This window comes from Acetobacterium sp. KB-1, assembly GCF_003260995.1.
In the GTDB taxonomy this organism is placed as follows: Bacteria; Bacillota; Clostridia; order Eubacteriales; family Eubacteriaceae; genus Acetobacterium; species Acetobacterium carbinolicum.
Genome location: NZ_CP030040.1, coordinates 3,803,629 through 3,829,456 on the forward strand (window position 1 = coordinate 3,803,629; position 25,828 = coordinate 3,829,456).

Consider the following 25,828-nt stretch of genomic DNA (forward strand, 5'->3'; position numbering starts at 1 on the left):
CTAAATATTAAATGTAAAAAAGTCGTTGGCGAGTAAATCAATATACAAAAGCTTGTTCCGCAGTATTTCTTCCTTCCCGGTGAGCACTTTTAAGGCTTCGGAAACTTCCAGCGAAGCAGCCAGGGCTGGAGTAAAGGAAGGGTTTCCCAAGGCTTTGGAGTCATATTCTTTTTCACCGGCATAGAGCCGGGACAGGGTATCATCTTCCGGAAACACCGTGGTTACCTGGGCGAACCAGCCACCAATGGCGCCGTGGATCAGGGGAATATTTTTTTCTTTGCATAAAGTCTGCAGGGTAAGCCGGGCGGGAACATTATCCAAAGCATCCACCACCAGATCGGCCTCGCCGATCAGAGCCAAACCGTTGTCCTCATTGAGAAAATCATGATAACAGGTCGTCGTCACTTCTTTATTAATTAACTTGACCCGGGCTGCCGCGGCTTTGGCTTTGGGCGTACCCAGATTTTTTTCAGTGGCAAAAATCTGGCGGTTCTGGTTGGAGTCCTCAAAAACATCACCATCAATCAAAATAAGGGAACCGATCCCGACCCGGGCCAGCATCTCAATAATATAGCCACCCAAACCACCGCAGCCCACCACACAAACCGTTGCATGCTGGATGCGTTCAAAGTCTTCTTCGGAAAAAGCTGGAAAATTCCGTTCATAACGTGACATTGTGCCACCTCCTCGTATCCCAATCTAACATTTAACATCAGTATAACAATTTTTAACGAATAATTAAAGTCCTGAATGATATTGTTTTTTTTTACAATAATCGTTAGAATAGAAAGAAGACAAAAAAATTGATCGGTAAGGAGAAAAAATGGAGTTGCTGAAGGTAAAAACTATTGATGAAATGAAAAACATCATCAAAGAGACATTTAGAGCATTAACTTTAGAGAAAGAAACCATTGATTTAAGCGCTGGATTAGGCCGGGTATTGTCAGCGGATATCGTATCAACCATGGATGTCCCACACTTTGATCGATCAGTGGTGGATGGTTATGCGGTCAAGCTAACCGATGTTCAGGGTGCGGGAAGTGCTATACCGGGGTTTTTAAGAATTGTCGGGGAAGTCCAGATGGGCAAAGAAACGACTGAAAGTCTTAATCAGGGTGAAACCCTTTACGTTCCTACCGGTGGCATGGTGCCCGCCGGCACTGAAGCCATGATCATGATTGAATATACCGAAAAACTGGGTGAAAAAGATTTGGCCATTTACACCAATGCGGGTGCCAATGAGAATATGATGCGCATTGGTGATGATATCAGAAATGGGGAACTGGTTTTTTCCCGAGGACATCTCTTAAGACCCCAGGATATCGGTGTTTTATCGGCCTTGGGCTATTTACAAGTTGAGGTTTACAAGCGTCCCCGACTCAGTATTATTTCGACCGGGGATGAAATTATTCGGCCCGGAGAAACGCCGAAGCCAGGGGAAGTGATCGATATCAACACACCAGCCTTGGCAGCAGTGGCAAAACGCTTGGGTGCTGATGTCATTTCGACCGCTTATGCCAGAGATGACCAGGAGGAGATTCGCAAAGCCGTGGAGCTCGGAATAAAAAACGGTGATATGGTCATTCTTTCTGGTGGCAGTTCGATGGGCGAAAAAGATTATACCGTTCAGGTCATCGATGGACTGGGCGAGGTGCTTCTTCATGGTCTGGCCGTTAAACCGGGAAAACCGACAATCTTGGGAAGTGTTTTGCAAAAACCGGTAATCGGCTTACCCGGACAGCCGGCAGCCGCTATTATGGTACTGATGATTGTACTTCAGGAATTTATGAAACGCTACTATGATCAGGATTCTTTTAACAACCAAACCATCCAGGGGGTTTTGATGGAAAACATCCACGCATCACCAGGACGACGGACCTTCCAGACGGTGGCCATTAAAAAAACCGAAAAGGACATTGAAATTCGGCCAACTCACGGCAAATCCGGGATGATTACGCTGTTATCCTATTCGGACGGATACATTGAAATAACCGAAAACGAAGAAGGGAAAAATGCCGGAGACCGGGTTGAAGTGACCCTATTTTAGAAAGCTTATGCGTTACTTGCATCAGAACTGGAGGAGAGAATGAATACCGAAAATACCGGAAAAAAAGATGAACGGAATTTATATTTAAAAAATGAAGATCTGGATGTGGCGGTGGCCAAATATCTGGCCTTTTTATCTTTTGAAAAAGGGCCGCAAAAAGGCCGCTTGTTGCCAGTGATCGAAGCCCTGGGATGGGTGACGAAAGAGCCTGTTTTTGCGAAAATTTCGTCTCCTTATTATAATGCCTCAGCAATGGATGGCATCTGTGTGGAAGCGATGGAGATGATTGGCGTGGATGAACGTCATCCCCGGACCCTGATAAAAGGGACCGATTTTAATTTTGTCGATACCGGGGATGTGATTGCTGATCCCTATAATGCGGTGGTGATGATTGAAGATGTCATCATTAAAAGTGATAATGAAGTCAGCATCAACAGTCCGGTTTCGCTGTGGCAGCATGTCCGTCCGATTGGTGAAGATATCGTTGCCGGAGAACTGATTATCCCGGCCTTTCATCGGGTTCGTCCGATCGATTTAGGTGCCCTTTTAGCTGGCGGTATTACTGAAATTGAGGTCTTGGTCAAACCGCGGGTGGGGATTATTCCCACTGGTACCGAACTGGTGGAAGCCGGAGCGGCCATGGCAGTGGGAAAAATAATCGACTCCAATACCCATATGTTTGTCGGGTTGGCGGAAGAATACGGCGGTGAAGCCAAGCGCTATCAAACCGTTCGAGATGACTATGAGCTAATTAAAAACGCGATCGTTAAGGCCGTGGATGAAAACGATATGGTGCTGATCTCGGCCGGTTCTTCGGCCGGAACCGAAGACTATACCCGCAAGCTGATCGAAGAACTGGGTGAAGTGGTGGTTCATGGGGTGGCCATTAAACCGGGAAAACCAGTCGTTTTGGGAATCGTTCAGGGAAAACCGGTAATTGGCATTCCCGGCTATCCGGTTTCCGCCTACTTTGTCTTTGAAAGCTTTGTCAAGCCGGTGATTCTGGCCTTTAACCATCAGACCACAACAGAAGGTGTTACCATTAAAGCGATACTGTCCAAACGGCTGATGTCATCGCTAAAATACCTGGAGTTTGTGCGGATGAAATGTGGCCGGGTGAACCAGCGATTCATAGCAACACCACTGGATCGCGGCGCCGGTGTCACGATGTCGCTGGTGAATGCTGACGGGATTTTAAAAATTCCCAAAAATGTAGAAGGCTATGAAGCCGGGGAAGAGGTCGAGCTGATTCTCATGCGTCGCCGGGAAGAAATAGAAAATACCCTGGTTTCCATTGGCAGTCACGATGTGTTAATGGATATCGTCGCCAATATTATCCATAAGAATAAGCAACTGGTGAACCTGTCTTCAGCTCATGTGGGTAGTCTGGGCGGGATTATGGCGATCAAAAAAAGGGAGTGCCATATTGCACCGATCCATCTGCTCGATGAGGAAACCGGGGTTTATAATTGCTCCTATATAAAACGCTATCTGGCTGACGAAGCGGTAGAGCTGATTAAAGGTGTCAAACGAACCCAGGGAATGATTATCCCCAAAGGCAATCCAAAGAATATTCAGGGAATTGGGGATCTGATCCGGACCGATTTAAGCTTTGTTAACCGCCAACGGGGTTCAGGAACCCGGGTGCTGTTGGATTATTTATTAAAAGAAAATAAGATTGATAATAGTCAGGTGTTGGGTTATACACGGGAAATGAACACCCATATGATGGTCGCTTCGGCCGTGAAATCCGGTTCCTGCGACGTCGGTATCGGGGTTTTATCGGCCGCCAATATGATGGAACTGGATTTTATCCCGATCGGCGATGAAGACTACGATTTTGTAATTTTAAAAGAGAATCTGGGGGATCCCCGGGTGCAGATATTCATCAATGTGCTTAAATCCCAGGAATTTAAAGAAGCCCTTATGCAGCTGGGGGGATATGAAATAATACAGCCGGGAGAAATTGTTAAACCCTAGACATCACAAGGGAGAAAGCGGGAAGCAGATGAAGGATTATTATGGAAGAAAAATAAATTACATGCGTATCTCGATCACCGATTTATGTAATTTAAGATGTGTTTACTGTATGCCTGAAGAAGGGATTGTGAAACATCCCCATCAGAAAAATCTGTCCTTTGAAGAAATTCTGAATCTCATCAAAGCCGGGGTTTCACTGGGGGTCAACAAGATTCGGTTAACCGGCGGGGAACCACTTGTGCGTCATGGGATTGTTGATCTAGTTAGCCGAATCGGTGAAATTCCCGGAATTGATGATCTGACCATGACCACCAATGGGATTCTCTTGCCTAAATACGCCAAAGATTTAAAGAAAGCCGGCTTAAACCGGGTGAATATCAGTCTGGATACCTTTGATCCAGTTAAGTTTCATGAAATTACCCGGTGGGGTCATTTAGAAGATGTTTTTGCGGGGATTGCCGCGGCCAAGGCAGTAGGGATGGATCCAATAAAAATCAACACAGTGCTGATTAAGGATTTCAATGATAATGAAATTGAGACCTTTGTGAATTACACCAAAAATGAAGCGGTTGATGTGCGGTTTATTGAACTAATGCCCTTGGGTGAATCCAGTGATTTTGCAGAAAACAAATATCTCTCCAACGATGAGGTGTTAAAAAAAATGCCTGCATTAATGCCACTTCTGGAACCGGATAAAACCGGACCGGCGGAATATTATCAGCTACCCGGTGCCAAAGGCAGAGTGGGACTCATTAACCCTATTAGTAAACATTTTTGCAGTGAATGCAATCGGATTCGGGTAACTACCGACGGTAAGATCAAGCCCTGTCTTCATTCAGACAATGAGATTGATGTTATCGCATTACGAGAAGAAGGAAAAAGCTATCAGGAAATTTTACTCCAGGCGATTAATGAAAAACCGGAAAGGCACCATATCAACGAACATGAAAAACAGTTGCGCAGAAATATGAACGAAATTGGAGGATGACATGGACAAAGAAATTTTAGAGTTCACCCATTTTAATGACGCTGGTCGCAGCAAAATGGTGGACGTCAGCGAGAAAAAAAGCACCACCCGGGTGGCTGTTGCCAAAGGGGCTATCACGATGAAAAAAGAGACTCTGCAAAAGATAATTGATGGGCAGATGAAAAAAGGGGATGTGTTGGGTGTGGCCCAAATTGCCGGAATTATGGGTGTTAAGCGGACGGCCGACCTGATCCCGATGTGTCATAATATTTTTATTTCCGGCAGTGACATTGATTTTAAAATCGATGAGGTTAATTCCCGGATTCTAATTGAAGCAACGGTTAAAAACAGCGGCCAGACCGGAGTGGAAATGGAGGCGTTAATGGCGGTTTCAGTGGCCGCCCTGACCATCTATGACATGTGCAAGGCGGTTGACAAAGAGATGACCATTGAATCGATCTATCTGGCTAAGAAAACCGGGGGCAAATCCGGCGAGTTTATTAATCCCAATCATCAATAAAAAACAGGAGAAACAACATGAGTGGAAAAGTAATTGCAATTAATATCAGTGAGAAAAAAGGTGTCATGAAAAAACCGATTCCAATTGGAATTTTTATTAAGGATTTTGGTCTGGACGGCGATGCCCATGCCGGTAATTGGCATCGGCAGGTCAGCCTTCTCGGCCAGGAGAGCATTGATAAGATGATCGCCATGGGTGCGGCGGGACTATGTGCCGGAAATTTTGCCGAAAACATCACCACCGAAGGAATTTGTGTTTATGAACTCCCGGTGGGAACGAAGTTAAAAATCGGAGAAACGCTTCAGGAAGTTACCCAGATCGGCAAAGAATGTCATGCCGGATGCGAAATTGCCCAGCAGGTTGGGGATTGCGTGATGCCACGAGAGGGAATCTTTACCATTATCTTAGAAGGTGGTACCATCAAAGCCGGAGATGTCATTGAAGTGGTGGATTGATTAGACCGGAGTATCAAGATCATCGCTAAAACAACACAAAAAAACATGAAAATTGCGGTAACGGAAACCATTGAGCGAAAGATACCTTAAATTTTTCCGGAGATAGAATAATCATAAAAAAATGATGGAATGCGACTTGCATTATCAGAATTTAGTGTTACAATAGTAAATGTTATTGCCGCACAAGTGTCTTTCAGATGAAGACAGTCGCCTAATGGAGGACAATATGAATGAATTTATAAATAGTATGGCCGGAGTGGCCTGGAGTATCATCCCGGTATTACTGATCTTTTTTTTGATGTCAGGCATTATGTTTGTTTTTTATTTCAAAGTGAAAATTGAAGAAATATCGATCTATTTAAAAAGTATTGCAGCTTCCCTCGAAAGGCTTTCAAATCGGCGAAATGACTACTAGAGTTTTATGGAGGAATTTATGTTTTTTGAAGAAGTAAAAGTTGCAGATCCTGAGATTTATGAACTCATGGAAAAGGAATTGCATCGACAACAAAGTCATTTAGAGCTCATCGCCTCTGAAAACTTCGTGTCAGACGCAGTAATGATCGCTATGGGAAGCCATTTAACCAATAAATACGCTGAAGGTACCCCAGGACACCGCTTTTATGGCGGCTGTGTTCATGTGGATACCATTGAGCAGGTTGCCATCGATCGGGCCAAAGCACTTTTTGGTGCCGAACATGCTAATGTCCAGCCCCATTCTGGTGCTCAGGCCAATACTGCTGTATATATGGGGATTTTAGAACCCGGCGATACCGTTTTAGGGATGCGTTTGGATCAGGGCGGTCATTTAACCCATGGCAGTCCGGCGAATCTATCAGGTAAATATTATAATTTTATCTCTTATGGTGTAGATCAGGTAACAGAAACCATCGATTATGATGAAATAGAAAAACTGATTAAAGAACATCAGCCCAAACTGGTGGTCGTGGGAGCCAGTTCTTATCCCCGAGCTATTGACTTTGAACGCATTTCAAAGATGACCAAAGCCGCCGGTTGTTTTCTGATGGTGGATATGGCTCATATTGCCGGTCTGGTTGCCGCCGGACAGCATCAAAGTCCCGTGCCTTATGCGGACTTTGTCACCACCACCACTCACAAAACCTTGCGAGGTCCAAGAGGGGGCATTATTTTATGTAAAAAAGAATATGCCAAACTCATCGATAAGGGCGTGTTTCCGGGAACGCAGGGCGGTCCCCTGGAGCATATGATCGCAGCTAAGGCGATAGCCTTTAAAGAAGCAGCAACACCAGAATTTAAGGCCTACCAGGAACAAGTGGTCAAGAATGCCAAAGTATTGGCAGCGGCCCTTGAAAATCGGGGATTTCGGATTGTTTCCGGCGGAACCGATAATCACCTGATGCTACTAGATGTGAGCAAGGTTGGCTTAACCGGAAAAGAAGCCGATGACACCCTTGGGAAAGTCAATATCACCGCCAATAAAAACGCCATTCCTTATGATAAGGAAAGTCCTTTTGTCACCAGCGGAATCCGTGTTGGGACGCCAGCCATTACTACCCGGGGTCTGGTTGAAGCAGACATGGAAGTGGTAGCGGATGCAATCGAAGCGGCACTGATTAAAAAAGACATGGAACTGGCGCTTGAAAAAGTCGCCTTTTTAACCGAAAAGTATCCCTTATATCCGGGCTTGATGGGTTAACAAAAAAAGCGTTTAACAGATATTATTCTGTTAAACGCTTTTTTTATATAAAGCACCTCAATTTAACTTGGGGTGCTTAGTGTTTATTTAATATTTAATTAGAGAATGAATGAAAAACTTGTTATATCCACATTCAATATAACAATTAGAAGCAGGTTAAAAATAAATAGTGTTTGCTTGATTTCCTAAACTTAATTAATGGTAATAGTAGAAAAAACGTTTTATTTGCTGGTATTGATTTAATTGTAAGCGTTTTTTAAGACGCTTGCTCTTCTAATCGTTTAACTTCTTTTGTACGTTTAATTAGTAAAATAGATGAAAGAACCCCTAGAATACCACATACAACTAACAGGATGAAAATTTGATTGAAGCCAGCGGCAATATCTCCGGCGGCCTTTGCATCATCTAACCACTTGCCAAGAATTGGACCGTAAAATGCATCTGGCAGAAAAGCGATAAATGAAATAATGCCTGTAGCCATTCCGGTCATTCCAATGGGAATACCTGCCTGGTCCATTACAGACCAATAGGTTGATTTCAAGACGTTAGCCAAGAATGCAATTACTAAGGTTAAGAAGACACTTAATGCAACTATTTTAGCTGTTGTTAAAACGCCAATGATAGCTGCGATGATCGCTATAAAAAGGATGACAAATCCTTTTCCTTTGAATGTAAACTTATCCATAACGAATCCACCTATTACTCCTGCCAACAACACAATGATATAGCTTCTTACGATTCCGATGGCGCTAGCTGCAGTTGTTGAAATATTTAAGACTTGTACGGTGTAGGTTGTCATATATGCGTTGCCTAGAGCCCATGTGAAATAAGAGAACATAATGACAAGGATTGTGACCCAGACACCTTTATTTTTTAGCACATCGATAATTCGATATTTGGTTTCGCTAGTTGTTGCATGTTCTTCGTGTTTAATGTCTGTTTTTGGAAGAAAAAACAAGGCCAGCACAAAAAACATTGCACATACCCCGGCACCAAAGAGAAATAGCACCTTCATTCCAGCAGCTTCAGTGGCGGCTAAACCAACGATAGCAAGGAACGCAAAACCCATGATCGTTTGAATGACACCCCGCAAAGCTTCGCTACTACCAAACATTTTACTTTGGTTCTCCTTATTTGCTAAATTTCGAATCCCTTTCAGATAAGCAGACCACAAGGTAGCAATGCCAAAGAATCCGTAAAGTATGTGAATAACGAGTAGAACTGTGAAATTAGTAGTCATTGCAAAAGCAAACGTTAGTAGCGCTAAAGCTGCCAAAGTTGTGGAAATTAGGAATCGCATGGTAAATTTATCGGCCATCCAGCCACCAATAGGGTAGCATAGAGTATAGGTCAAATTTAAAGCCGAAGCCAAAATACCGATTTCCATATTTGAAAGTTGGTATGCAGCCGCAAATTGATCGTAAAAAGTATAGCGCAAAAACGGTAATTGGTATGCAAGAGCAACCGTTGCACTTAAAATTAAAAACACCATCGCATTTCTAAAGCCAAATTTTTTCATAATATCCTCCTAGGTCATGATTGCGAAATACATGTCTAGTGCAAAAATTATAACACGATAAATGTAAACGGTCAACATTTTTTTGATTTGAATAATTTGGCTAGTATTTTGACAAATTCGCCTTAATAATTAGCGGTGAATATGAGTTTATTTACAAAACTAATTTAGCCTATTAAATGTAGACGATTAATTCAATTAAATTTAGCAAAAAAACAGGGTTGACAATGGATTTGGAAGCATGGTATATTTGTCTTGCGAAATACATGTATTTATTAAAATCTTGGAGGTTATTTGAAATGTATATTAACAGACGTTTTTATGAAAAATATGTTTCTACACGCGATGTGGAACTGTTGCATGAGTATTCATTAAGAGTTTTAAAAGAAGTGGGTATTTCTTTTGCCAGTGAAGAAGCACTTGATATATTTAGAGAGCATGGAGCAACTGTTGAAGGAAATATTGTAAAAATTGATGAAGCACTTCTAAATAAGGCATTGGCAACAGCTCCAAAATCATTTACTGTAACGACGAGTGCCGGAGAAACTGCAATTGGAGAACGTTTTAAACCAAAAACAGTTGGCTGTTACGGGCCTTCAAAGTTTTTATTTGAAGATGATACCTACAGAGCCGCATTACTACCGGATGTAGTTAAATTCTTAAAACTGATGCATACCAGTGATGTAACTGACTTTGTCAATAATTCAGCGTATGATACACCAGATTTAGACAAAAACCAGGATAATTTTTATATTCCACAGGTGGCGTTATGCCTAAAATACTCTGATCGACCAACTTATGGTAACGTTGCAAATAGTTTAAATGTTAGGAATCAAAGTTTAAAGGACGCTGCGAAAGATATTGTTAAATTGTATAAAGAGTTCTATGACATCTGGGATCGACCGGTACTATTAACAAATTGTTGTGCGCTTTCACCTTTAGGGTATTCTTATGAGGTGCTGGATAACATCATGGGTCTTGTTGAAGAAGGACAGCCAGTTACAATTATTACTTGTTCAATGACTAATCTTACTGCACCAGCAGCATTGATGGGTTCAGTTATTCAGGACAATGCAACGATTCTGGCTGGTATTATATTAACACAATTGATTAATCCTGGTGTTGGGGTTATTTATGGGACAGTTTCGTCGCCAACTGATATGCGAAAAACGGCAATTGCGATTGGCTCGCCAGAAGCCCAACTGATTCAGATGTCAACGTTGGCTTTAGGACGTTACTATGGATTGCCCGTAAGAACCGGAGTAAGTGGTTCGGATTCGCTTAAACCGGACTATCAGGCTGGTGTGGAAACGATGACAACTTTAATGACTACCTATCTAGGAAAATCTGATTTCGCTTTGAATAATGCCGGGATCTTACAATCTTATGCGGTGGGCAGTTATGAAAAGTTTGTGTTGGATGAAGAAGTCAACCGGATTTTGATGCGATTAAACAAAGGTATCGATATCTCCGATACACACGCAAGTAAAGTATTTGAAGAAATAAAGAAAGCCGGTCCGTTAGGCAATTATCTATCCGGAAGAACACCAAAAGAGTATCGAAATGAGCATCATTTATCGGCGATTTTCAATAAAACGGCTGGTGATCCATCCGTCATATTTGAAGAAGTAGGAGACATTAGACAGCGGGCTACTAAACAGGTTGAGGAACGGCTGGCAAATTATAAAGCACCGAAATTAACAAAAAAACAACAAGATATGCTAAATCGTTATTTACCGGAAAGTGAAAAGTTTTAAGTTTAGAAACTTATGGTAGAAGGTTGAGTATTAGCGACTTGTTGGATTGAAATGAATAGGGATTAAACCGTAAGAAATAACGAAAAACAGAAAAGGATTGGTAAAAATATGTTAGATCTTAAAGTATTAACACAGGCAGTAGGAGATTTGGAAGAAGAACAAGTAATGGACATTTTAAAGGAATTTATAGATTCAAATCCATCAGAGCCGGAAGCACAAGAAGCCATTGCAGCATGCCAGAGTGGTATGGCAGTGGTTGGGGATCTTTTTGAAAAAGGCGAATATTTTGTTGGCGATTTGATTTTTGCCGGAGAATTATTAACAGAGTCAATTAATGTCTTGAAACCAGTTCTGGGAAGTGGTGAAACGGTTGTTGCTGGAACAATTATACTTGGCACGGTCCATGGGGATCTCCATGATATAGGTAAAAATATCTTTAAAAGCATGTCAGAAGCAGCGGGATTTGAAGTGATTGATCTCGGAATCGACGTTGCACCAGAACTTTTTGTAAAAACGGCAAAAGAAAACAAGGGCTGTATTATTGGAATGAGCGGCGTTTTAACTTTAGCTATTGATGCGATGAAAGAAACAATAGAATTAATTAAAGTGGAAGGTATTGATTCAAAGATTATCATTGGAGGCAATCCCGTTACCAAGGAATCTTGTGAGATTGTTGGTGCAGATCAGTATACAACAAATGCTGCTGAAGGGGTTAAAATATGCCAGGGTTGGGTAGCATAAAAATCTATATTAAAAGTTGAGTGATTCGGTAATTACTGAGAGAATACGATAATCAAATACATAGAAGATGAGTCGCTATTTACTTGTCTTCTATGCTTAATTTAAGGAGACAAAGCATGATCATAATTGGAGAAAAAATTAACGGAACGATTCCATCCGTAAAAGAAGCCATCGAAAGAAGAGATGCTGATTTCATCAAAAATCTTGCGATTAAACAAACTGAAGCAGGAGCACATTTTATTGATGTATGTGCAAGTACTGCACCAGAATATGAAGTCGAAACCCTGAAATGGCTGATGGAAGTAGTTCAGGATGCAACAGAGACCCCTCTTGGTATAGATAGCCCTAATCCACAGGTTATTGAAGCTGTTTTCAAATATGCTAATAAACCCGGTTTGATCAATTCAATTTCTGAAGAAGGTGACAAATGCGAAGTATTGTTACCATTATTAGAAGGGAATAGCTGGGAAGTAGTCGGCTTGACCTGTGATAACAATGGCATACCCAATGATGTCGAAACGAAATTGAACATCACTAAAATTATGGTTGATAAAGCTGCAAAATTTGGAATAACCCCAGATCGCATTCATATTGATCCCTGTGTGATGGCATTATCAACGGCAAATAACTCGATGTTGAATTTTGCGGAGGAAATAAGAAAAATTAAGGAATCGTATCCGACTATTCATGTAACCGGTGCTATTAGTAATATGTCATTTGGTTTACCGATAAGATCGCTTTTGAATAAAACTTGTATGGCTTTTGCTATTCAGGCAGGTATGGATTCTGCAGTATTGGATCCTCTGAACCGTGATATGATGGGTACGATTTTTGCAACCTATGCACTTCTTGGCAGAGATAAACATTGTCGAAAATATAGTAAAGCATATCGTCAGGGACAGATTGGGGCGGTTAAATAATACGCGTGGTTTAAAAAATATGATTACAGTTTCATTGCTATCATAGTTCCATTTCATTGGTTTGGTCGAAACGGAACTATGACAAGCTGTGAATTAAGGGTGTTTACTCAGTCACAATAGCTAAAAGTGTAAACACTGAGTCTGAGAATTAATAGAAAGGAAAACGAAATGGTATTTTATGCTTCACTGGTCTTTCTTTTGCTTTTTTTGGGATTTGGATTTTTGTTTCCAGAGGCTTTATTAGCATTTACGAATGGTTTGTTCGGATTGATCACCAATGACCTGGGCTGGCTGTATTTGGCAACCGGTCTGGGAATTTTGCTTTTTGCCTTGTTTCTAGCTTTTGGAAAATATGGAAAAATACGTCTGGGGGGTGATGATGATCGTCCAGAGTACTCGAATTTTTCCTGGTTTGCCATGCTTTTTAGCGCAGGAATGGGGATCGGGCTAGTATTCTGGGGTGTTGCTGAACCGGTTTTTCATTATGCTCAACCGCCGATGGGGATTGAACCGTCCTCGACGCAGTCAGCGATGATGGCGTTTCGCTACACTTTTTTACATTGGGGTTTTCATCCCTGGGCGATCTATGCCATCGTGGGATTGGCACTGGCATATGTTACCTTTCGAAAAAAACTGCCATGTCTGATCAGTTCAACCCTATACCCATTGTTGGGAGAAAAGATCAAGGGGCCAATAGGCTATTTCATCGATACTCTGGCGTTAATTCTAACCGTAATTGGGGTTGCCACCTCGTTGGGGATGGGGGCTTTACAGGTGAATGGCGGATTGAATACGTTGTTTAATATTCCCAATACAATCACCACGCAGGTTGTTATTATTGTGGTTATCACAATTTTGTTTTTGACTTCCGCAGCAACAGGATTAAATAAAGGTATTAAGATACTCAGCAACACCAATATTATTATTGCCGTGTTGCTTTTGCTGTTTGTATTGATATTTGGACCAACCATATTTATTATCGACACTTTTTTTGTGAGTATCAGCGGTTATATCGAGAATATTTTATCGATGAGCCTGGCTCTATCACCCTTAAAAAAAGATCCCTGGATCGGCACCTGGACGATTTTCTATTGGGCCTGGTGGTTGTCCTGGGGGCCATTTGTGGGAACCTTTATCGCCAGAATTTCGAAGGGGCGGACCGTCAGGGAATTTGTTCTGGGTGTAGTTATTCTGCCAGCCGTTTTTTGTTGTTTCTGGTTTACGGTATTTGGGGGCACGGCCTTATATTTCGAAATATTCGAGGGCGTTGACATTGTTGCTCAGGTTACTAATGATATCACCGTTGGATTATTTGCCACTTTGGCGCAATTGCCATTAGGAAATGTAATATCAATAATTGCAACTTTGTTGATTATAACATTTTTTGTTACCTCCGCCGATTCAGCAACCTTTGTGATTGGCATGTTCGCAAGAAATGGGGATTTGAATCCAGATACTAAAATTAAAATGATCTGGGGCATCCTACTGTCGTTGATAGCAATTGTTTTGCTTTTCAGCGGGGGCCTGGTAGCGATACGTAATACCTCAATTATCATGGCTTTGCCATTTTTGATTATCATTATTCTGATGTGTATCTCCTTATATCAAGGATTGCAAAAAGAAACAAAAGACTAAATTAGTACAGGATTAACGATGCTTCTACTTGCCATAGACATGGTTAGTGAGCATTGAAAAAGGTTGGATGTAAGCGAAAGGAAAATTGGTATGGAGAGCAACAAAAGAATTCCGAAATTTAAGTCAATTCAGGTAAAACTATTGATCATCCCACTGATCTGTGTATTAGCAGGGGTAGTAATGATTGGTGGCATTTCTTCGTATTTAACCCGAAACAGTCTATTTGCCGAAATGGAGCGAAATGGTTTCACGTCGTCACAGCGATTTGTGGATCGGATTGAAGATAACACCGAGGCCGTTAGAACCATGAACGAAATGCTAGAAAACCAGATTCGCAGTGTTGGAAATGTTATCATTGGTAATCGCGGTGCTATCAACGATGCTTATCTGAGCCAGCTGGCCACGCAAACCGGGATCGATCATATCTATTGGTATAATCCATCTGGGGAGATTATCAATGCTGCCAATGGTGAATATCTGGGCTGGAAGGCCGAGCCGGGCGATCCTATCCATAATTATATGATCAGCGGCGCACCGGAGTTGATGGAAGATATCAGAAAGAATACAGACAGTGAGAAATCCTTCAAATACGGTTATCTGAAAAGCAACACCGGGGAGTTTGTCCAGGTCGGGGTTTCGGCCACTCGAGTGCTGGAATTAACCGGAAAGTTTGGCTATCAGGCCCTCATTGATGAACTGGCATCGGATGATAGCATTGTCTTTGCAAGCTTTATTGATAAAAATCTGATTGCTGTGGCCGACAGTGACAGCAACGATATCGGGAAAAGCTATCAAGATGATGAAGCGATTAAGAAGGTCGCCATTGATGGCGAAAGGAATGCCTCAGAGTATTTTTATGAGGATGAGAATGTCAATGTCTATGATATTGTCTATCCGGTAGTCGTCAATGGGGAACTTCAGGGGGCATTAAACATTGGCTATTCAATGAAGGGCGTTCAGGCTACCATCACTAAAAATATCCTGCTGATTGCCCTTGCCGGTCTAATTATTTTTATGGTGTTGGCGATGATCCTTTATAAAATCGCTAATTCGATCACCAAACCGATTTTGAATGTGAATCGGATGATCAAAGAAATGCGCAAAGGCCATCTGGGGATGCGTTTAAACATTGATTCGCAAGATGAAATTGGCGAAATGGCTGCGGTGATGGATGAGTTTGCTGATGATTTACAACATGTCGTGATCGGAACCATGAAGCAGATTTCAGCAGGGGATGTTTCGGCCAATATCGATATTACCGATGAACAAGATGAAATCAACCCGGCCCTGAAACAAACCATTGAAACAATTCGGAATCTGATCCAGGAGTCGACGGGTTTGTCCCAGGCTGCCGTGGCGGGAGAATTACAAAAAAGAGGAAATGCCGAAGCATTTGAAGGTGGATTTCGGAGTATTGTCGAAGGGGTCAATGCGACTTTCGATGCCGTCGTGGGACCACTTCAGATCACCGCCGAATACCTGGATAAGATCGGTCAGGGCGAGATTCCGGAGAAAATAACGACAACCTATGCTGGCGAGTATGATAACCTGAAACAGAGCATCAACGCTTGTATTGAAGGATTAGGTGCTCTAAAAGAAGGCAATCGAGTGCTTGATTTAATGAGTCGAAACGACTTAAGTGAGAAAATTGAGCAACAATATCAGGGTATTTATGGTCAAATTGGAGCAGAAATTAATTCGGTCCACAGCCAACTGCTGGGAATCGTCGATATTGCTAATCATATTGAAGTCGGCGACCTTAGCGATTTAGAGGACTTGAAAGCCATTGGCAAGCGCAGCGAAAAGGATGATCTGGTACCCAGTCTGATTGGGATGATGGAAAATATCAGAACCCTGGTTGAAGAGACCCAGATGATGGCACAAACAGCCGTGGCCGGTGATCTCAGTTTCAGAGGCGATCCGGATAAGTTTGCAGGTGAGTACGCCAAGGTGATTGCAGGTTTTAACCAAACTTTGGAAGCGTTGATTCGGCCCATCAATGAAGCCTCAGAAACTCTGAAAGAGCTGGCAGAGGGCAATCTCAATACTATCATGATAGGCGATTATCAGGGGGATCATGCCATCATCAAAAAAGACATGAACCAGACCATTGCTAATTTGAAGCGCTATGTCGGTGAAATTACCAGCATGCTGGAAGAAATCAGCCAGGGAAATCTGGACCAGGAAATAACGTCCAGTTACACCGGAGATTTCCGGGCCATCAAAGCGGCACTCAATGGCATCAGTTCCAGCTTGAGTAGCACCATGGCCGAGATTGATGTGGCCGCCGTTCAAGTGGAAATGGGGGCTCGACAGATCTCCGATGGCGGCCAGGCATTGGCTCAGGGCACCACTGAACAGGCCAGCTCGATCCAGGAACTCACGGCCTCCATTGAAGAAGTGGCCGATGAAACCAAACAGAATGCCCTCCGGGCCAATGATGCCAATGAACTGGCTGTGCGGGTTCGGAAAAATGCCGAAGTGGGCAATAGCCAAATGACAAAAATGATTATTGCTATGGGTGATATTGACGAATCATCCAAGAGCATTTCCAAGATTATTAAGGTGATTGACGACATCGCCTTCCAGACCAATATTCTGGCCCTTAATGCCGCCGTGGAAGCAGCCCGGGCCGGTCAGCACGGTAAGGGTTTTGCGGTCGTCGCCGAAGAAGTGCGAACCCTGGCCGCCCGCAGTGCCGAAGCCGCCAAAGAAACCACCGGTCTGATTGAAGGCTCCATTGAGAAGGTTGGCGTGGGCACAAAAATTGCCGATGAAACCGCCGAAAGCCTCAAAGAGATCTTGAATGAAATTGAAAAGGTCACCAGCTTAGTGGGTAATATTGCCCGGGCTTCCAATGATCAGGCGTCCGAAATTGCTCAGATCACCCAGGGGATTGAACAGGTTTCCCAAGTGGTGCAGACTAATTCCGCCACCGCCGAAGAAAGCGCGGCGGCCAGCGAAGAATTATCCGGTCAGGCTGAAATGCTCAAGCAGATGGTAGGGGTATTCAAGTTACAACAATAAAGCAAACAGAATTAATATTGGATAACGACGTTAGAAGTACACAGGGAGTATCAAGGAAAGGGTATAAAAATGAAAAAAGTTATGATTGGCTGCAGTGTTTTAAAAAAGGAAATTGAAGCAATGTTTGATTGTCCAGATCTTGAATATCGCTGGCTTAAAGAGCAACTCCACAACACGCCGGAACTGCTTCATACTGAAATACAAAATGCAATTGATGCTGAAACAGATGCTGATATAATCTATCTATGTTATGGCTTGTGCGGAAAAGCACTGGTTGATATTCAGGCAAAATCATGTCCTTTGGTAATACCCAGAGTTGATGACTGCATTGCGATGATTTTGTATGATCACACCGATCTTGGAGCACTGCGCTGCTCATCTTACTTTGTTTCTCAGGGCTGGCTTTGGGGCGAAGATGGAATTGGCTATGAACATGATCGGATAAAAGAAAAATATGGCGAAAAACGAGCTTTGAAAATTGCCAGGGCAATGTTTAAAAATTATCAATATCTATTGTTTATCCATACTGGCGTTGAAACTAAGGAAGATAAAGATAAATGCGACGCAATGGCTGAAAAATTAGGATTGAAAGTCAATGAGACTACCGGAAATATTCGTATTTTGGATGAGATGGTAAGCGGTTGCAAAGATGAACGGTTTATCCGATTAGCTCCAGGAGAAGCGATTACGGAAGAAATATTTCGGCATGCAGATTAGGAATTAGAAGCGTATTAAAAATATTAATGTTGACAATAAGGTTTCTCTAGCGTTTGCAATTGAAAAAAAGGGTGGTAATTTATTTATAAGAAATTTTAAACCATATTTCATACAGCTTGTTTCATTTTATAATTAAAACAAGACTTCTATTAAGTTCTTTAGATGGCATAATGGCCAAATCCAAGGCATTATCATCACAGCCCAAAACGATGATGGGCTAGATAGCGACAGAAAATTATCATGGTGAAATGGTAAACAAACCGAAGTTGTTATGATATAATCTAAAGAAGTGTTTAATTGAGGAAATGCAGGGGGTAGTGATCATGAAATTAACGCTTAGTATTTCGAAAAAAGAATGTGATCTCATTCACGAACAATCGTTAAAATTGTTAAAAACGATGGGAATCACAGTTTTTTCGAAAGAGGCACTTGATGTTTTTCGAAAAGCGGGTGCAAGAGTACAAGGCAAACAAGTTTTTATTGATTCTCATCTGATTGAAGAAAGTATTAAACTGGTTCCCCGGGCATTTCCAATTTATTCAAGCAGCAGGAGAGTAGTGGTAGGAAAGGGAGAAATATGTACGTTGCCGCCTTATGGCGGAACAACTGTGTCCAGGAATGAACAGATTGCATTAGGGACACGAAATGATTATCTCAACTTTACAAAACTGAATCAGCTTAATGATAATATCAGTATGGCTTGTCCTTACACCGTAGAACCCTTCGATATTCCTTTGGATCAAAGGAATAGTTACCGTATAGCGATGATTTTAAAATATTCAGATAAACCAAGTCTTTCTGTTGTAGGTGGGAAGGAAGACTCGCGTAGATGTATAGAGATGGTTCAAAAATACCATGGGATCAGAAACAAGCCAGTAGTTCTTGGCAATGTGAATGTATCATCGCCTATGATCATGGGGCACTCGACAACGGAAGTTATTACGGTCCATTGTGAAGAGAATCAACCCTTGATGATTGCCTGTGGAAGTGGATTAAGTGGATTAACAGCACCTCCCACTCCCGGTGGAAATTTATTATTAGCGAACGCGGGGGTTCTAGCTGGTATCGTTTTTGCTCAGATACAAAGCCCGGGTTTACCGATAATATATGGACTTCCATTATTCGGGGTTGATCCTTTCAAGGCTGAAACATCAGTGGGAAGTTCAGCAACTGGGTTGTTTACTCTTGCGGCAAAGGGGATGGCTCAATATTATCAAATCCCATTTCGGGCCGGGGGTACATTTACAGACTCAAAATACCTGGATTATCAAAGTGGTTTTGAGAGTGGTATGAACCTTTTATCGAGTTTGCTTGCTGAAGTTGACTGCTTGATGCACAGCTTTGGGATGGAAGACACACTCAGAACTATTAATTATAATAAGTATATCTTAGATGAATACATGTATCTAAGCCTTAAAGACTTTTTGAAAGGGATGGATATTAACGATGTTACGGTTATGACGGATGAAATTTTAAGAGCCGGATCAACAGGTAATTATATTTCCTCAAGGAATCTTAAATTAATACGCAAGCAATACCCAAAACGTGGTTTTGGAGAAGGAAAAACAAGAGAAGAAATGTTAAAAGAGACTGATGAGGAAATAAAACGACGATTGAATAGTTTTGAATTTTCTGCCCCAACAAAAGATCAAATTAAAATATTAAGAGGTTATTTACCAGATGAATACATCGATTAAAAATCCTGCCAGTGCTTCTACTTTAAATAGTATCATTGAGGCAATGAAAAAAATAGAGGAAAAAAAAGTCCTGAAACTTGTGAATTATGCCATTCGTGAAGGTGCTTCTCAAGCTCAGATTATCGAGGCAATTCAACGCGGGTTGGATCAAATTGGTCGTTTTTTTGAAGAAGGACGATACGGAGTCACTGATTTGATGATGGCTGGTATTATTTTTGAAGAGGTTTTAAAATTACCAAGTTTAAAATTGATTAATGAAGAATCAGAAGAACCAATTGGCAGAATTTTGCTTTGCACCATCGAAAGAGATTTGCATGATATTGGAAAGTCGATTTTCAAGAGTGCAGCTTTAATGTCTAATTTTGAAATAATTGATATGGGTATTAATGTAACTGCGGAAGAGATATTAAATGAAACCATCAATCGTAAGCCAGACATTATTGCGATTAGCTCAATTTTAGCGGAAGGAGTTAGATATATTAAAGAAGTTAATGAAAAACTTGTCGCAGCTGGGATTAGAGGCCAAGTTAAAATAATCGTTGGCGGACTCTCAACTCATCGTCAGGCGATTGAATATACCGGTGTGGATGCCTTTGCAAATGATGTATATGAAGGTGTTAAACAATGTAAAAACTGGATAAATGAAGGAGGCGATGATTATCAATCATAAATATGAAGATATTGCTGAGAATATCAAATATAAGATTCATAAGAGCTTTTATCCAGTTAATTCTGCGATTCCCCCAGAAAATACATTGGCTGATGAATATGGAGTCAGTCGTATCACGGTTCGTAACGCAATTTCAAAGCTAATTGATGAAGGTTATATATACTCAATCCCTGGCAAAGGAAATTTTGTTCTGGAAAAACACAATGATAAATATCTCATTTCATTAAAAACGGAAAATCTATTAATGAAACCATACCAAAGGGTTGAACTCTTAGGTTCGGAAATTATAAAACCAACCATTGACTTAGTTTATCATCTCAGAATAGCACCGGATGCCCGAGTTGTTTATATACGTTGGGTTTTGCTTAATGACGAAAAGCCAATTGCGTATGATATCCAGTACATTCCATACTTCCCGGGGATAACAGTATGGAACGATAATTTTGAATACACCAGTTTCAGTGAAATATTATCACAAAAGAATAGGCTCTTTCAGATGCAGGGAAAAATGAATGTTTCTGGTGTTAATTGTGAATTAAATATTGCGAAAATACTTAAAATACCTGTAGGAACCCCAGTTATGCAAATAACTCAAAAAATCTTGGATGATGATGAGCCAATGGGTTATCGGCAACTGTTTATAAAAAGAGAGTGGTGTTGCATTCGTGGAAATTCTCACCAAGAATAATAGATGAGGATCGTGAGGAAAAGTGAAAATATACGAGCGGATTGAGAAAGATATTCTTCTAGATATAAAAAGTGGCTTACTTAAGCCGAATGAAAAACTACCGACAAATCAGGAATTGGCAGAAAAGTATCATACAAGTGGTGTAACTGTACGTAAGAGCTTGGCAACGCTTGTAAATAAAGGATATTTGATATCCATTGAGCGAGTGGGTACCTTTGTTAAGGAACGGGAAAAAGATTTGTTCTTAATTAATTTTTCTCTCGAAAATAGTATCAATGAAGAAATAACTGATACCGAGATAGAGGATATTTTAATTTCGGTGGCACAAATAAAAGGGCAACGACGGGAATTAAAAACGCTGGAGATTAGACGGATGTATTTTTCAGGTTCAATGCCAGTGGGTTATAGTATTGACTCATTATTTCTGAAAGGTCACTATCTTACTGAAGGGGTTGAAAAAAAGGCAGAGAAAAACATTGCCATTATGAATCGGATCTTTAATAGCTATGAAGTAAAAAAAACAATTGAAGTCACAATGGATTATCCCAATAAGTACATATCAAATAGACTTTTAATTGATGAAAGTATGCCAATGCTTTGTATTAATTTGCATTTTTATACGTTGGATGATCATCCGATTGGTAAAAGTATCATATATGTCTTAGGCGAAAATATCGAACTGAATGGAAAATCATTCTATGAATAAAGGAAATAATGCCAAATGAGTTATTTGATAAGCTACCTGACCATCATTAATCTGATTACCTTTATCTTTTTCTGGAATGACAAGAGGCGTTCGAAAAAGGAGGCCTGGCGGATTCCTGAAAAAACCCTACTTGGTTTATGTCTGCTTGGCGGTTCGATTGGTGGATTTATCGGAATGCGGGTGTTTCATCATAAAACAAAGCACTTTTTATTTTCCTGGGGGATTCCGATTCTTTTGATTTTTCAGATTGGGCTGAGTCTGTTTCTTTTGTTAAGAGGATTGAATTAGCTGGCTTAAAAAAAGATGTACTCAGACCTTGACAATACACTCAAAAGAGTGTATTCTATAGTGGTGTTCAAAATGACTTATGCGAGAGTGTTGGAACTGGCAGACAAGCACGTTTCAGAGGCGTGTGTCGCAAGGCGTACGGGTTCGACTCCCGTCTCTCGCACCATTTAGAATTTACAAAAACGGCTATTGACGGCCGTTTTTTTTATGTTGTAAATTAATATTAGCGCGTGTTACCATTACTTCTGGCGACATGGTGTATTTTCTAAATCGTTTATTTCAGCCTTTTTCTTATCTTTTTCAGGCAAATGATGTTATAATAACCTGGTGAGACGAACATCAATTAAATGAAAGAGGTTTTAATGAAGTTTCAGGAGATTTCAGATAAGCTGACACAATTTATTAATCGATATAATTACCTGGCTGAGGACCAACCTGCCAACGTGCTTTTTTTGCTTAAGTGCATTGTGTTAAAATATCTGGTAGATAATCAGCGCCTTGATTTTGAAGTCCATCAGAAGGATATCAAAAAGAATTTTACCCTTGATTATATCTTGGGACTCTGGCAGGGGAAGCCCCTTCAGGTGTCTTTCTGGGAGCAAGAGCAGATAGACCCCCAACCGATTGGGAACGAAGTTTGGGATTGGGTCAGTGATTTAACCACCGCAGCACCATCCTTGGCAGGAGAGAATCCGAGGCTGATTGGCAGCCTTTACGAAGCAAGTCTGCTAATTAATCATAAGAAAAACCACGGTATCTTCTATACCCCAGAAAACATCGCTACTTATATGGCTTCCAATGTGCTTGGTACATACGAAGTGGGGGACAAATTAGAAAAAATTCGAGTCTTGGACCCGGCTTGTGGGAGCGGATCCCTGTTAAGTGCAATTTATGACACGATTATTTTAAAAAATGGCGAATTGAGTCCATGCGAAAGACAAACGCAGCATCGCCAGCTCCTGGAAACCGGTCTGCTGGGCGTGGATCGGGATTCCATTGCCTGTCTTGTGACTCGGCTGATCCTAACCTTAAAAGGAAAACAGTATGTTAAACCTCTGGGAATATTTTGCGGCGATATTCTTACCGAAGAATTAATAAACCCTCAATCGGTGGATGTGGTAATTGGGAACCCGCCTTATGTGGGTCACAAGGAAATCCAGACCGACTATATGAAGCTGCTCAAAAACCGCTACGGTGAGGTATACCGAGACAAGGGCGATCTTTCCTATTGTTTTATTTACCGGGGTTGGGAACTGCTAAAGCCCGGAGGACAATTAATTCATATCACCTCCCGTTATTTTGTTGAAGCCTTTTACGGAAAACCGTTACGGGTCTTTATCAGAAAAGCTTTTGCAATCCAGGAGGTCATCGATTTTAATGGGTTACGGGTTATTGAAGGGGTTGGGGTTGATCCGGCTATTATTAAGCTAGTGAAAAAGACACAGATTGATGAGGGGCAAACCATTCAAGTTAAACGCTTTTTCATCAAAAGCCATAAACCTGAAAGCTACCCAAAACTGATCCAATCACTTAATCAAAACAATTGGCAAGGTGATCTTTATGAGTCATTTGAACTACTGCAAGCCCAGCTCAGTGATGATTCCTGGCGTCTTTATTCGCCAGTTATGCAGGGAATTATAGAAAAAATTGAGAAAAAAACACCCTTTACCCTGGATAATGTAGTGCAGAGTTTTCAGGGCATTATTACCGGCAATGACAAGGCCTTTATCTTTGAACAAACTGATCCGACACTTTGTGCCTTTGACCCGGCGTTATTAAAATCCTGGATTAAAAATAAGGATGTGAGGGCTTACCAGATAACAAGCCCCCAAAAGAAAATCCTTTATACCAATCGGATTGGGGCCATTGATTTGTACCCGGAGGTGGTCGCGCATCTGGAAAAACACCGGGAAAAACTTAAAAACCGTCGGGAATGCAAAAACGGTAAGCTGGCCTGGTATAAGCTTCAGTGGGGTCGGGATTCGGATCATTTTGAAGGACGAAAAATTATTTTCCCCTATAAGGCAACCCAAAATCGTTTTGCGATCGATGAGAATAAATGCTATTTCAGCGCCGATGTTTACGGAATGATTCTTAAACCGCGGCTTTACCATCAGGTCACTGAGGAATTTCTGGTGATGCTGTTAAACAGCCGGTTGTATAATTATTATTTTAAATCCTACGGAAAAAAACTGGGGGATAAACTTTATGAGTATTATCCAAACACCCTGCTACGGTTAGGAATGCCAGATATTAAAGAGGATACAATTAAGGTTTTTAAAGATACTTATGATAAAATTGTAGACTTAAAGAAAAATGGAAGCGCTTTAGAATCAGGCAAGATTCTTGCTGAAATCGACAGATGGTTCTATGACTATTTTGAGTTAAGTCAGGCAGAAATAGCAGTGATTGAAACGAACCGGTAATTAAAAACCCCGAGCGTTTTATAATTAAAACGCTATCGTGAAAGGACATTATGCAGGAAAGTTTTTTTAACCAGAACTATGAAGGACAAATTGCGGATAATGCTCCCCTGGCGGTAAGAATGCGACCCCAGACATTGGCAGAATTTGTCGGTCAGCAGCATATCATTAGTCGGGGGAAACTTTTGTATCGGCTGATTGAAGCCGATAAATTGTCCTCGGTGGTGTTTTATGGACCGCCGGGTACCGGCAAAACTTCATTGGCAAAAATTATTGCCAACCGTACCAATGCGGTGTTTTATGAGCTGAATGCGGTCACCTCAGGAAAAAAAGAAATCACTGAGGTATTGGATAAAGCGAAGAATAATCTGGGTGTTTATAATAAAAAATCGATCCTCTTTATTGATGAGATCCATCGCTTTAATAAGGCCCAGCAGGATGCCCTTTTACCCAGTGTCGAAAAAGGGTTGGTGACCCTGATTGGGGCTACCACTGAAAACCCCTATTTCGAAATCAACTCGCCGCTGTTGTCCCGTTCCACCATTTTTGAGTTTTATAATCTGACTCCGGAAGACATTCGTGACGTGATAAAACGGGCTATTGAAGACCGTGACCGGGGTTATGGGGTGATGAAGATTAAATGTGATGAAGACGCCCTCAATCATTTTGCCGAGGTCGCTAATGGCGATGTTCGCCGGGCCTTGAATGCTCTGGAACTGGGGATTTTAACGGTGGATAAAAACGCCGACGGCGTTATTGTGATCGATTTGGAAACGGCTCAGGAGTGCATTCAGCAGCGAGCCGTTCACTATGATAAAAATGGTGATAATCATTACGATACGATTTCAGCCTTCATCAAGAGTATCCGGGGTTCCGATCCGGATGCGGCACTTTACTGGATGGCTAAAATGATCACGGCGGGAGAAGACCCCAAGTTTATTGCCCGTCGGATTGTCATTTCGGCTTCTGAGGACATTGGCAATGCCGAACCGATGGCCTTGACCGTGGCGATGGCCGCTGCCGATGCGGTTGCCTTTATTGGCATGCCGGAAGCCCGGATTAATCTGGCTCAGGCAGTCGTTTTTTTGGCCTGTGCGCCCAAAAGCAATGCCTCCTATCTGGCGGTGGATGCGGCCATTGACGCGGTAAAACATGTCTCAAACAGCAATGTCCCGGCACATTTGCAGGACACCCATTATTCCGGCAGCAAAAAACTGGGTCGCGGGATGACCTATCAATACCCTCATAATTTTCCCGGGCACTACATTGAACAACAATATCTTCCGGATGATCTGGTGGGCACCCATTTTTATGAACCGACAGAAATGGGCTATGAACAGAAAATGAAGGAATATCTCAAGAAAAATGGAATAATCGAATAAATACGAAGAGAAGAGGA

Annotated in this window: 22 protein-coding genes and 1 tRNA gene; 21 read left to right on the forward strand and 2 right to left on the reverse strand. The window is 41.6% G+C overall.

Annotated features, from left to right (window positions below):
- Entirely contained in the window at positions 1-675 is a 675-nt protein-coding gene (locus tag DOZ58_RS17540) for a HesA/MoeB/ThiF family protein (RefSeq protein ID WP_111889483.1), read from the reverse strand.
- 148 nt (positions 676-823) lie between these two features.
- Here DOZ58_RS17540 and glp point away from each other — a divergent pair, with 148 nt between their 5' ends.
- The 7 genes from glp to glyA all read left to right on the forward strand — a co-directional run bounded on the left by glp (position 824) and on the right by glyA (position 7,644).
- On the forward strand, positions 824-2,047 hold the full coding sequence (gene glp / locus DOZ58_RS17545) for a gephyrin-like molybdotransferase Glp (RefSeq protein ID WP_111889484.1): 1,224 nt from the start codon (positions 824-826) through the stop codon (positions 2,045-2,047).
- Positions 2,048-2,086: 39 nt separating this feature from the next.
- Positions 2,087-4,027 carry a molybdopterin biosynthesis protein gene (locus DOZ58_RS17550; protein ID WP_111889485.1) on the forward strand — a complete coding sequence of 647 codons (1,941 nt, stop codon included), beginning with the start codon at positions 2,087-2,089 and terminating at the stop codon, positions 4,025-4,027.
- Positions 4,028-4,055: 28 nt separating this feature from the next.
- Positions 4,056-5,015, forward strand: coding sequence for a GTP 3',8-cyclase MoaA (gene moaA, locus DOZ58_RS17555; RefSeq protein WP_111889486.1), 960 nt, complete (start codon positions 4,056-4,058; stop codon positions 5,013-5,015).
- Position 5,016: 1 nt separating this feature from the next.
- Positions 5,017-5,514 (forward strand): cyclic pyranopterin monophosphate synthase MoaC, encoded by a 498-nt coding sequence (moaC, locus tag DOZ58_RS17560; protein WP_111889487.1) that lies wholly within the window; start codon positions 5,017-5,019, stop codon positions 5,512-5,514.
- A gap of 17 nt (positions 5,515-5,531) precedes the next feature.
- Entirely contained in the window at positions 5,532-5,969 is a 438-nt protein-coding gene (locus DOZ58_RS17565) for an MOSC domain-containing protein (RefSeq protein WP_111889488.1), read from the forward strand.
- A gap of 226 nt (positions 5,970-6,195) precedes the next feature.
- Entirely contained in the window at positions 6,196-6,384 is a 189-nt protein-coding gene (locus tag DOZ58_RS17570) for a hypothetical protein (RefSeq protein ID WP_111889489.1), read from the forward strand.
- Positions 6,385-6,402: 18 nt separating this feature from the next.
- Positions 6,403-7,644, forward strand: coding sequence for a serine hydroxymethyltransferase (gene glyA, locus DOZ58_RS17575; RefSeq protein WP_111889490.1), 1,242 nt, complete (start codon positions 6,403-6,405; stop codon positions 7,642-7,644).
- A gap of 256 nt (positions 7,645-7,900) precedes the next feature.
- On the opposite strand, the gene DOZ58_RS17580 is transcribed toward glyA, so the two are convergent.
- A complete protein-coding gene (locus DOZ58_RS17580; protein ID WP_111889491.1) occupies positions 7,901-9,163 on the reverse strand; it encodes an MFS transporter in 1,263 nt (420 codons plus the stop codon).
- Between the two features lie 296 nt (positions 9,164-9,459).
- Here DOZ58_RS17580 and DOZ58_RS17585 point away from each other — a divergent pair, with 296 nt between their 5' ends.
- From DOZ58_RS17585 to DOZ58_RS17650, 14 genes are all read left to right on the forward strand, one after another.
- Positions 9,460-10,917, forward strand: coding sequence for a trimethylamine methyltransferase family protein (locus DOZ58_RS17585; RefSeq protein ID WP_111889492.1), 1,458 nt, complete (start codon positions 9,460-9,462; stop codon positions 10,915-10,917).
- A 108-nt stretch (positions 10,918-11,025) separates the two neighbouring features.
- Entirely contained in the window at positions 11,026-11,658 is a 633-nt protein-coding gene (locus tag DOZ58_RS17590; RefSeq protein ID WP_111889493.1) for a B12-binding domain-containing protein, read from the forward strand.
- Positions 11,659-11,774: 116 nt separating this feature from the next.
- A complete protein-coding gene (locus tag DOZ58_RS17595) occupies positions 11,775-12,578 on the forward strand; it encodes a methyltetrahydrofolate cobalamin methyltransferase (RefSeq protein ID WP_111889494.1) in 804 nt (267 codons plus the stop codon).
- 168 nt (positions 12,579-12,746) lie between these two features.
- The gene (locus DOZ58_RS17600) at positions 12,747-14,213 is read left to right on the forward strand and encodes a BCCT family transporter (RefSeq protein ID WP_111889495.1); all 1,467 of its coding nucleotides are present in this window, start codon (positions 12,747-12,749) and stop codon (positions 14,211-14,213) included.
- Between the two features lie 90 nt (positions 14,214-14,303).
- The gene (locus DOZ58_RS17605; protein WP_111889496.1) at positions 14,304-17,240 is read left to right on the forward strand and encodes a methyl-accepting chemotaxis protein; all 2,937 of its coding nucleotides are present in this window, start codon (positions 14,304-14,306) and stop codon (positions 17,238-17,240) included.
- 69 nt (positions 17,241-17,309) lie between these two features.
- Positions 17,310-17,957, forward strand: a complete 648-nt coding sequence (locus DOZ58_RS17610) for a DUF1638 domain-containing protein (protein ID WP_111889497.1) — start codon at positions 17,310-17,312, stop codon at positions 17,955-17,957.
- A 323-nt stretch (positions 17,958-18,280) separates the two neighbouring features.
- On the forward strand, positions 18,281-19,654 hold the full coding sequence (locus DOZ58_RS17615; protein WP_162624560.1) for a trimethylamine methyltransferase family protein: 1,374 nt from the start codon (positions 18,281-18,283) through the stop codon (positions 19,652-19,654).
- The gene (locus tag DOZ58_RS17620; RefSeq protein ID WP_111889499.1) at positions 19,638-20,324 is read left to right on the forward strand and encodes a B12-binding domain-containing protein; all 687 of its coding nucleotides are present in this window, start codon (positions 19,638-19,640) and stop codon (positions 20,322-20,324) included. Before DOZ58_RS17615 ends, DOZ58_RS17620 begins: the two co-directional genes overlap by 17 nt.
- A complete protein-coding gene (locus tag DOZ58_RS17625; RefSeq protein WP_162624561.1) occupies positions 20,308-21,012 on the forward strand; it encodes a GntR family transcriptional regulator in 705 nt (234 codons plus the stop codon). The genes DOZ58_RS17620 and DOZ58_RS17625 overlap by 17 nt, the downstream gene beginning before the upstream one ends.
- Before the next feature lie 22 nt (positions 21,013-21,034).
- Complete coding sequence (locus tag DOZ58_RS17630; protein WP_111889501.1) at positions 21,035-21,718, forward strand: GntR family transcriptional regulator; 684 nt, start codon at positions 21,035-21,037, stop codon at positions 21,716-21,718.
- A gap of 15 nt (positions 21,719-21,733) precedes the next feature.
- Positions 21,734-22,006 carry a DUF1294 domain-containing protein gene (locus tag DOZ58_RS17635; protein WP_111889502.1) on the forward strand — a complete coding sequence of 91 codons (273 nt, stop codon included), beginning with the start codon at positions 21,734-21,736 and terminating at the stop codon, positions 22,004-22,006.
- 81 nt (positions 22,007-22,087) lie between these two features.
- A tRNA-Leu gene (locus DOZ58_RS17640) sits at positions 22,088-22,172 on the forward strand.
- Between the two features lie 181 nt (positions 22,173-22,353).
- On the forward strand, positions 22,354-24,432 hold the full coding sequence (locus DOZ58_RS17645; protein WP_111889503.1) for an Eco57I restriction-modification methylase domain-containing protein: 2,079 nt from the start codon (positions 22,354-22,356) through the stop codon (positions 24,430-24,432).
- A 50-nt stretch (positions 24,433-24,482) separates the two neighbouring features.
- The gene (locus DOZ58_RS17650) at positions 24,483-25,811 is read left to right on the forward strand and encodes a replication-associated recombination protein A (RefSeq protein WP_111889504.1); all 1,329 of its coding nucleotides are present in this window, start codon (positions 24,483-24,485) and stop codon (positions 25,809-25,811) included.
- Positions 25,812-25,828 lie beyond the last annotated feature (17 nt).